Annotated in this window: 1 pseudogene; it reads right to left on the reverse strand. The window is 52.7% G+C overall.

The window, feature by feature from the left end:
• A pseudogene (locus tag J502_RS16180) lies at positions 1-605 on the reverse strand (BapA/Bap/LapF family prefix-like domain-containing protein); the annotation flags it as partial.

Genomic DNA, 605 nt, shown 5'->3' on the forward strand with positions numbered 1-605 from the left:
CCACCTTGATCCGGCGTAGATGGATCATTGTCATGATCGGTCTTCAACAGGCTGTCTTCTGCATTGACCGGAGTACCATTACGATCAACTGTTTCTGCCTTAACGGTCAATTCGCCATCAGCAAAGCCGGCCGGCACTTCTGCCGTATAGCTGCCATCAGGATTAACTGTGGCTTTCACCTGCTGTTCCAGCGGATTGCCTGACTGGTCCTGACCGGTAATGGTTAAGGTCACTTCGCTGCCCGGTGCTACATCTGTGGTCCCACCTGTGATATGGCCCTGATCATCAACATCTACTGTAATTGATCCGTCAACGCGGTCCAGACCACCTTGATCCGGTGTAGATGGATCATTGTCATGATCGGTCTTCAACAGGCTGTCTTCTGCATTGACTGGTGTACCGTTACGATCAACCGTTTCTGCCTTAACGGTCAATTCGCCATCAGCAAAGCCGGCCGGCACTTCTGCCGTATAGCTGCCATCAGGATTAACTGTGGCTTTCACCTGCTGTTCCAGCGGATTGCCTGACTGGTCCTGACCGGTAATGGTTAAGGTCACTTCGCTGCCCGGTGCTACATCTGTGGTCCCACCTGTGATATGGCCCTG

It is taken from the genome of Acinetobacter sp. 1294596, assembly GCF_000582925.1.
Lineage (GTDB): Bacteria > Pseudomonadota > Gammaproteobacteria > Pseudomonadales > Moraxellaceae > Acinetobacter > Acinetobacter radioresistens.